Origin of the sequence: Vibrio sp. YT-16 (assembly GCF_033337405.1) — a bacterium.
In the GTDB taxonomy this organism is placed as follows: Bacteria; Pseudomonadota; Gammaproteobacteria; order Enterobacterales; family Vibrionaceae; genus Vibrio; species Vibrio alginolyticus.
Window position 1 is genome coordinate 1 of record NZ_JAWOQQ010000033.1, and the last position, 8,500, is coordinate 8,500.

The 8,500-nt window shown below is 39.7% G+C and carries 12 protein-coding genes; 11 read left to right on the forward strand and 1 reads right to left on the reverse strand.

Annotated elements, in window-relative coordinates:
* The first annotated feature begins 112 nt into the window (after nt 1-112).
* The 7 genes from R7F07_RS24105 to R7F07_RS24145 all read left to right on the forward strand — a co-directional run bounded on the left by R7F07_RS24105 (nt 113) and on the right by R7F07_RS24145 (nt 5,864).
* Nucleotides 113-1,498, forward strand: coding sequence for a hypothetical protein (locus R7F07_RS24105; protein ID WP_171343473.1), 1,386 nt, complete (start codon nt 113-115; stop codon nt 1,496-1,498).
* A gap of 247 nt (nt 1,499-1,745) precedes the next feature.
* Complete coding sequence (locus tag R7F07_RS24110; RefSeq protein ID WP_054577360.1) at nt 1,746-2,225, forward strand: type VI secretion system amidase effector protein Tae4; 480 nt, start codon at nt 1,746-1,748, stop codon at nt 2,223-2,225.
* Entirely contained in the window at nt 2,207-2,572 is a 366-nt protein-coding gene (locus R7F07_RS24115) for a T6SS amidase immunity protein Tai4 family protein (RefSeq protein ID WP_054577359.1), read from the forward strand. Before R7F07_RS24110 ends, R7F07_RS24115 begins: the two co-directional genes overlap by 19 nt.
* A 682-nt stretch (nt 2,573-3,254) precedes the next feature.
* Nucleotides 3,255-3,947, forward strand: coding sequence for a hypothetical protein (locus tag R7F07_RS24125; RefSeq protein WP_025769004.1), 693 nt, complete (start codon nt 3,255-3,257; stop codon nt 3,945-3,947).
* Nucleotides 3,948-4,082: 135 nt separating this feature from the next.
* Complete coding sequence (locus R7F07_RS24130; RefSeq protein WP_171343475.1) at nt 4,083-4,742, forward strand: hypothetical protein; 660 nt, start codon at nt 4,083-4,085, stop codon at nt 4,740-4,742.
* 149 nt (nt 4,743-4,891) lie between these two features.
* Entirely contained in the window at nt 4,892-5,374 is a 483-nt protein-coding gene (locus R7F07_RS24135) for a hypothetical protein (protein WP_064354113.1), read from the forward strand.
* A 136-nt stretch (nt 5,375-5,510) separates the two neighbouring features.
* Entirely contained in the window at nt 5,511-5,864 is a 354-nt protein-coding gene (locus R7F07_RS24145; protein ID WP_258495706.1) for a hypothetical protein, read from the forward strand.
* A 207-nt stretch (nt 5,865-6,071) separates the two neighbouring features.
* Here the strand turns inward: R7F07_RS24145 and R7F07_RS24150 are convergent, their stop codons facing one another.
* Nucleotides 6,072-6,374 (reverse strand): hypothetical protein, encoded by a 303-nt coding sequence (locus R7F07_RS24150; RefSeq protein ID WP_104033395.1) that lies wholly within the window; start codon nt 6,372-6,374, stop codon nt 6,072-6,074.
* Between the two features lie 254 nt (nt 6,375-6,628).
* Between R7F07_RS24150 and R7F07_RS24155 the strand changes: the two genes are divergently transcribed.
* The 4 genes from R7F07_RS24155 (at nt 6,629) to R7F07_RS24170 (ending at nt 8,390) form a co-directional block, all read left to right on the forward strand.
* Complete coding sequence (locus R7F07_RS24155) at nt 6,629-7,138, forward strand: GNAT family N-acetyltransferase (RefSeq protein WP_005377035.1); 510 nt, start codon at nt 6,629-6,631, stop codon at nt 7,136-7,138.
* A 188-nt stretch (nt 7,139-7,326) separates the two neighbouring features.
* Nucleotides 7,327-7,584 (forward strand): type II toxin-antitoxin system Phd/YefM family antitoxin, encoded by a 258-nt coding sequence (locus tag R7F07_RS24160; RefSeq protein WP_005448240.1) that lies wholly within the window; start codon nt 7,327-7,329, stop codon nt 7,582-7,584.
* Nucleotides 7,572-7,874 (forward strand): type II toxin-antitoxin system RelE/ParE family toxin, encoded by a 303-nt coding sequence (locus tag R7F07_RS24165; protein WP_171343476.1) that lies wholly within the window; start codon nt 7,572-7,574, stop codon nt 7,872-7,874. The genes R7F07_RS24160 and R7F07_RS24165 overlap by 13 nt, the downstream gene beginning before the upstream one ends.
* A 156-nt stretch (nt 7,875-8,030) precedes the next feature.
* Complete coding sequence (locus R7F07_RS24170; RefSeq protein WP_017634597.1) at nt 8,031-8,390, forward strand: hypothetical protein; 360 nt, start codon at nt 8,031-8,033, stop codon at nt 8,388-8,390.
* Nucleotides 8,391-8,500 lie beyond the last annotated feature (110 nt).

Consider the following 8,500-nt stretch of genomic DNA (forward strand, 5'->3'; position numbering starts at 1 on the left):
CTATGCGTTGATTTTAGTGCTTAAGGTGGTATGCGGCGGCTTTTGTATTGCGTTGCTCACCCCTTAGCAGGGCGTTAAGCCCTTATCCATCCATTCAAGTAAGGTATTTTGAATGAGTCTAATATTTGCTAAGAAAGATGAAACAGGCAACGTCTGCATCGTTAGCGATACAAGATTAAACTATCAAGAGAGTCGAGAATTACCAGCACACTCTGATTATCAAAAAAACGGTGGATTGAAGTTATTTTTAGTCGATAGTCGGAGAGTTGCAATTGCGTTTGCAGGTTGTAGCGTCGAAGCACAAGATGCGTTCGATAAAATAGACGTTCAAACCTTTGAACTAGATAAAGTAGTTCATACTTTGACTCAAAGTAGCTTATCAAAAAACACAGACTACATAGTGTGTCATGCAGTTGATAACTTAATATATAGGATTTCATGCGGTCAGGTGTCGCAACCAGACTTTGCATATATTGGTGACTTTGATGGATATCAGCTTTTAACTCGTAATATTCAACACACTTCTGGGCTCGGTGATCTTGAAAGAGCTATGGATGTCGTAATTTCGGAAGCAAATGTAGAAAGTGTTGGTGGTTTTTGTATTTCAGCAATCTCTGATGTTGGTAAATTTAGGTATGTAAAAAAACACTATTTTTCTCAGTTTAAAGGTCGTATTCAACTGTCAACAACACCAGTCCAGATTCCGTTTGTATCAAATGCCGCAAATGACACCTATTCATACGCTTGGACTGGTGATGAAAATGGGTTTGGGTTCTTCTTCTATGAGGCAAAACTAGGTTTAATCTATTTACCTTTAACAATTCGACCTGTAGAGGTGTTGCCGGGGGTAGACCTTCAGCAGTTTGGTATAGTGCTAAGTAAATACAGTCTTACATTACCAGTCAAAATCGATGCAACAAATGAAGAAGAGTCATTAATCGATTTTGCCTATGAACTCTATAAATCGTCACAGTATGTACGTTGCATTGATAAGGTTGAGTCCTTTACAAGCAGCGTGAAAGTTAATCCTAAAGTCTATTTTCAAGCTAACTACCTTCTTAGCTGTTGCTACAAAGAGTTAGGCATTGCAACTGAAGCTAAATGCCAAATATCTGCTGTAGAGTATTTGGAGCGAGCAGTTCAGGGCTTTGAACTGCTAACTGTAAATTACGAGCCTGAATTTAATGTGTTGGCTAATAAAGGTATTGCTTTAAATTATCTTGGTTACATTCAAGACGATCTTTTGGTCAAAAAAGCACGTTTTGACAATGCAGTTCATGATTTTACATTAGCTTTAGAGTTGGACAGTAAACAAGCTCTTCCTTATCAAAACAGGGCTGCTGCAAATTATGAGTTACTGAGGTTTTGTCAAAATCAGTATGAGTTTGCCCAACTGATTAAGAAGATTGTTTTGGATTGTGATTTAGCTTTGGCTATCGAACCGAATCTTCAAATAGCTGCTAGTCTAAAAATGCACGTGCTTTCAATACGGGCTTAACAAGCTGTTTAAGAGTGATTCGCAACGCGTGGCATTTTCACCATGCGTTGGTTTAAGTGATTAAGGTGGTATGCGGAAGCTTCGGTATTGCGTTGCTCACACCTTAACAGGGCGTTATAACTCTTTTGTCAGTTTCATTGTTACACCTTTGATCTTGAAGAGCCTCAAGAACAATTAACTTGTTGTTAGTATGGTTGCTTATTTTGTGAGACCTTTTCGTTCAAACAATTGATGGGGAGGTTTTTAAATGGCAGCACGTCCTAGCTTACTAAAAATGAAAGTGGCTTTTGCAAAGGTTAACCGAGGTGTATCGGACGTTGGTACAATAATTGGTGGTAAAGTGAATCACAATATCAATGTGCTAACACCAGAGCAGGGCCGTTTTGAAAATGCATGTGCAATTCGGATGTCATATGCACTTAATTATGCTGGTTTTAAGGTTCCTTACATTAAAAATAAAACTGTATCTGGTGGACAGGGAAATTGGTATATCTACAGAGTCAGGGATTTGATCAGCTTCTTGCATCAAAAGTTTGGTGATCCTGAGGTTGTAATTGAAAATCCTAACGCGAATAAGTTGGCTGACTACAAAGGTATATTGGTCGTTGATGTGGATACTTGGCTAGATGCATCAGGGCATGCAAGTATTTGGACTGGCTCAAGATGTACGGATAGTTGTTACTTCCCACAAGCAAAGAAGGCGTACTTATGGAAACTAGAAGATTAGTCAGCACTATATTTGTTGCAACTTTTAGCGTGGGATTAAGCGCAAGTCCATTGAGCACTCAAAGTGATGAGCAGTTGTTTAAAAAATATGCGCTTTCTTCTTGTATTGCGACTTATTACAAGGGCTCCGATGTGGCCAAAGATGCGGTAACGGCAATGCAAGGCTACAGAGAGTTTTCTAATTTGCCTTTGGATGCATTTTTTGAGCTCAGTGAATTATTGAGCAATGAGAATATTGACTCTTATAAATCAAAAAGTGGTAGTGCAATAGAATTGGCATATTGTTTAGACTTCGCGAACTCAGAAGACGTTCATAAGCTATTGACTAAGGCAAAATCAGAGTTATAACAAACTGTTTAAGAGTGATTCGCAACGCATGGCATTTTTACTATGCGTTGCGTTTTGTGTTTAAGGTGGTATGCGGCGGCTTTAGTATAGCGTTGCTCACACCTTAACAGGGCGTTAGTACGGGTTTGACATCAAAGGTCATAAGTTTTGGTGTTTATCTGTTTTGGCGCTCGTCTCTACACCTTTCAGTTAGTGCATTTCACGTTCTTTCCGGTGGCACTATATGTGGAGTGTTCGCTTTGATTTCACCGTTTACGGTTTCTAACTTTTAGCCTATTTCGTTGGCGCTTCTTCGTTTTTGCTGTGTTTTCCAAGTGAACTTTGTCTTTCCTTGGGGCTGTCGTTTGAGTGCGAGGAGCGAATCCTTTTCTAATTTGAAGCCAATGAAAGTAGAGCAGTTCCGTGCGTTTTTCTTCTAGCCAACTTTCGTTTCTCAATGGCGGTAAAGTTTTGTAGCTGCCCGTCTCACTTCAGTGTTCAAAGCCTTTCATATCATGCCACTTTTCAATATCTTGGAGCGCATAAATAGAAGTAGCGTATGTACTAACAAATTGCTTAAGAGTGATTCGTAACGCGTGGCATTTTTACTATACGGTGGCTCATGTGATTAAGGCGCTGTGCGGTAGCTTTTGTATTGCGTTACTCACACCTTAGCAAGGCGTTAAGTGTTTAGGAGAATATAGTGGCAAAAATAGATTCTGATGTACTGATTAAAGCCGAAAGTACTATACCAATTGAGTTAGTGCAGTCGTCAAAAGACTTTATGGATATTATGTTTTCTAATATTCCATTTTTGGTAACCATTTGCGTTGTAGTTTGTGCTGCGACAGTGACATACCGCAGCAATAGAAAATCTGTTGAATCTCAAAATAGGCTATCTCAAGCTACTTTAGAGAAGCAAACCATATTGGCAAATGAAGCTAAAGACGCTGAACATCAAAACAAAATATCAGAGTTCCGTCATCAGTGGATTCAAGAAGTTAGAGGCACCAGTTCTGAACTATCTAAAGTACTCCATCAATGCAAAGTGTATTACACGTTAAAGCAACGTGAGTTTGAACATTCCGTACATATGTCTGGTACACCATCAGGCAATCAGAATCATCTAGATGCGTGCGATAAGTATGAGTCAAAATATATAGAATCCCGAGCAGAGTTTTATCAACTGTATTCGAAAATAGTATTATTGTTTAAACCAAGCGACTCCCAGACTGAGAATCTCTTGATATTGCTAAATCAAATGCGATTAGCGTTATACAATAATCCTTCACAAGTTACAGATGAGTCGATTGATGCAATATTGACTGAACTGCAGAACATTCTTAAGACCGAATGGGAAGTAACTAAATCAAGAACATGGGTACAAAACACTTAACAAACAATTTAAGAGTGATTCCCCACGCTTGGCATTTTTGGTTTGGGTTAAGTTTGGTGTTTACGGTGTCCAATTTGAGTGCAGTGGTAGCGTGGCTCACACCTTAATTGGGCGTTAGGGCAATAGGAGTATATTTTGAACAGTGATGATATTGGTGCGATCATTGAATGCTTTATATCGAAAGAGAGTGCACTAAACGATGTTAAGAACTTTTTTATTGCTAATAAAATGGAAGCACTCTCATTTCTGGCGGGCGTTGTATCTTTAGCTATTGCTTTGATTGCAGCTCTATTAGGTGACGCTACCACTTCTTACATATCGTTATTTGCTTTTTTTGCATTTCTTGTACTGTATTCATTGTCCTCATTCATTTCTACAGTTCGCTTCTTTGTGGGTGCAACAAAAGAAACTTTAAAAGATATAAATGAAAGATATCGGTCGGACTATATAGTCGCGGAAGAAATTTCAACCTTTGGTGATGACAGCATAGACTGCGTTAAGGTCCTCTTTGAGGATCGCATCAGGTATTTAGAATCGAGGGTAGGTTTCCTTGTTGGAATTGTTGATAAACTCGGCATTGTTCCAGCTATCATCATGCTCTACTTGGCATATGTTAAAGCATTGGGTTCCGAAGAAATATTCAACTTATCACCTTTAATCACAGGCATCGTTTCTGGAGTTTATTTAGGAGCAATTACAGCTTGTATTGTAATTGATGCTTTGCGAGACAAAATAGGCATCTTAGAGCTTTCGAAAAAAATATCTCAAAAGCGCAAGGGGTTCAAATTGCCCTAACAAACTGTTTAAGAGTGATTCGCAACGCGTGGCATTTTTACTATGCGTTAGGTTTTGTGGTTAAGGTGGTATGCGGAAGCATCGGTGTTGCGTTGCTCACACCTTAACAGGGCGTTATGGCGCAGGGCAAATTCAGCTAAGGGAACTAGATGAGTGATAAAGTTAAAGTAGCTTTACAGTGGCTCAAAGAGATCTTGGATGCAGAGGTTGTAGAGTATCAAATAGTAGGTGGATTAGCGGCAACTATTCATGGTGGAAGTCGGGAAATCGCAGATATAGATCTTTATATTCGAAACTCAGACGCAGACAAAGTGCTATCGCATGTAGCAAAATACATATCCAAACCGTTAACTCATTATGCCGAATATGGTTGGGATCTAGAGTATTTCCAATTGGTTTACCAAAATCAAAAAATTGAAATCGGTTTGTCTGAACATACTAAGATACAATCACGTCAAGATGGCTCTTGGCACCAGCTTGAAATCTACTTTTCAGAATCAGTTATTAAAGATTATCAAGGTATCGAGTTGCCAGTTATCCCAGTTCATCGTTTAGTCGAGTACAAGCGGATATTGGGCAGGGAAGTAGACCAAATTGACATACAAGAGCTAACGTTGAGTGTAGCGCCATAACAAACAATTTAAGAGTGATTCAGCACGCGTGGCATTTTTGGTATGCGGTGGTTTCTGTGTTGAAGTACCATGCAGCAGCATAGGTATTGCGTGCTTCACACCTTAATTGGGCGTTAGTTTTCTTTTGGAGTTTGCAGTGATAAATATTCCAGATTATTGGTTAGATTTTATATCCGATAACAACTTGAGTAATAAGTCATTTGAGATCCCAGATGATTTCGATTTGTCTGGGTTAGGTGCAGATTTTAAGGTCTTTACGTGCTCGGATATTGACGATGAAACTAGCAATTATTATCCGGGTATTAACGTCGTTAAATCTGGGTACATAGCTGTCGCTTGCTGTTTGTGTGGTTCTGGTGACCCATACTTTATTAATGTTAATGACGGTGAAAGTGGGAAGCTTTATCGAGTTTACCACGACGATAACTCTATCGACATTGTTGTAAATAATTACAAGGATATCTTGAAGTTTGCTGAACCGGAAAACTAACAATAAATTTAAGAGTGATTCACAACGCTTGGCGCTTTCACTTCAAGCCAGTTTAGTGTCTATGGCACAATGCTTTAGGTCGGGTGGTTAGCGTTGTTCACACCTTAATTTGGCGTTAGTCGCCAGAAAAAGCTAGCAATCAAAATCATGTTTCTGAGCTGAAAATTTAGCAGCTGTTTACCTGTTACACCGATTAATCGTCGATCATCAGAACTTAGTTTTAGCTGTTTTAAGTCCAAAGTTTTGTAACTGTCCTAGCGGTCGTTTTGTTCTTTGGTGCTGACAGAGCAGGGCAATCGAGAGTCTGTTTTTGGTTGCAACTCCGCTCGGTGAGTTTGTTGGTACAAAAGCCGATTTACTCGCTGAAGTGACTTTTTCTCTGGTGTGGTAAGTTCCACGTGGTTTCAGTGACTTTGTTGAAAGTCCGCACTGTGAGATTGGCTTTCCAAAAGCGCTTTTTGGTGTTGTCAGTCCGTTTTCTTCGGCGTTGTTTGTTCCAAGTGGTTTCATTGACTAGCCGCTTTGAGAATACGCCTGACTTAAATGCATCAAAGCACATAAAGTTTGTTGTTCGCAAAGTTTAGTTCGGCTTAAAATTGTCGCTCGGTGCCTCGCGACTAACAAACTGCTCAAGAGGGATTCGCAACGCGTGGCATTTTTACTATGCGTTGGTTTAAGTGATTAAGGTGGTATGCGGCGGCTTCGGTATTGCGTTGCTCACCCCTTAGCAGGGCGTTATAAAGCTCGAAGAAAAAGGACATTTCGTGGAAATTCGAACAGGTAAACTTGAAGATGTTACTGGTATTACAGACATCTTTAATTTTTATATTGAACACACCAATGCACGCTTTGAGGAAGTTCCATTTACTCTGGAAAATCGTCAGAAATGGTTTTCTCAGTTCTCTAGCAACACCAAATATCAACTATATGTCGCTATAGAAAACGGCGAATTGCTAGGTTTTGCATGTTCCCAACAGTACAGAGCAATTTCAGCTTTTGACGATACTGTAGAAGTGACCGTGTATCTGGCACAAGAAGCTAAAGGGAAAGGTTTAGGTTCTAAACTATATACTCAGTTGTTCTCATCTATTCGTGCTTACGGCGTCCACCGTGTATTGTCGGGTGTTGCATTACCAAACGACGCATCAGTTGCATTACATAAACGGTTTGGTTTCAGAGAAGTCGGAGTTTTCAATGAGTATGCGAAGAAACACGGGCAGTACATAAGCTCGGTGTGGTTAGAAAAGGCGTTTAATGTAGAGTCCGCTTTATAACAAACAATTTAAGAGTGATTCGGCACGCGTGGCATTTTTGGTATGCGTTGGTTTTAGTGGTTAAGGTGGTATGCGGAAGCATCGGTATTGCGTGCCTCACACCTTAATTGGGCGTTAGCCGTCATGGAGCTTGCTATACTCAAAGTGATAGAATAGTATCACTTTAGTATTCCTTTGGAGCAGCTCTCATGAAAGTAGAACTAGTTACATCACTTAAACGTCAAGCAACTAAGATCCTCGCCGATCTCCATGACACTAAAGAACCCGTGTTAATTACTGAGCATGGTAAGCCATCTGCGTATCTCGTTGATGTTGATGACTATGAATTTATGCAAAATCGTTTAGCTATTCTTGAGGGTATTGCAAGAGGTGAGCGTGCGCTAGCTGACGGTAAAGTGGTAAGTCACGATGAAGCCAAGGACAAAATGTCAAAATGGCTGAAGTAACCTGGACTGAACCAGCGTTATCTGACCTCAATGATATCGCTGAATATATCGCACTTGAAAATATCGTAGCTGCAAAGCAGTTAGTACAAACGATCTTCTCCAAAGTCGAACGCCTACAAACTTTCCCGGAGTCAGGTCGTATTCCACCTGAACTAGAACATTTAAGTTATCGTGAAGTTGTCGTTAATCCATGTCGCGTTTTCTATAAACAAGAAGGTGACAAAGTGTTTATTCTATTTGTTATGCGTGCAGAGAGAGATTTGCGTAAGTTCTTGTTGAGTAAGCAGTAACCTTTGGGAATGAGCGGCTAACAAACTGTTTAAGAGTGATTCGCAACGCGTGGCATTTTTGCTATGCGTTGTGTTTGGTGTTTAAGGTGGTATGCGGAAGCATCGGTATTGCGTTGCTCACACCTTAACAGGGCGTTAGGTTAATGGAGATAATAATTGAATAAATGGTATGAAGATGATGATAAAGTTAAATCATTGTTTGACGGAATTCGAAACTACATATATTGCGGAGTAATTCTCTATGTTGGTGTTTGGACTGTAATCCGTCCTGCTGGAAATTTATTTATAGATACACTCGGAATACTGTTTAGTTGCTTGGCTATTTACTTGTTTTGGGTGAATACAAAAATAATGGAAAGGAAACTTTTTCAACAGCCTAGAGGCTCTTTGAAAGGGACTATAGTAATTAGCCTGATCTCAACGTTGTTTCTTCTTTTAGGTTTTAGTCTTTTAGTTCAACAACTCACGGTATTAAACTACAGCGACTTCTTTCCTCCGGTTAACGAAAACAGTTAAGGTTAGAAATGAGCGTGCGTTGAGAAATTAACCTAACAAACGAGTATGGCGTCAATAGCTAGTTTTTAACGAGATTCTTATCCCACATGACGCCGTCTCTTAGCATTGAA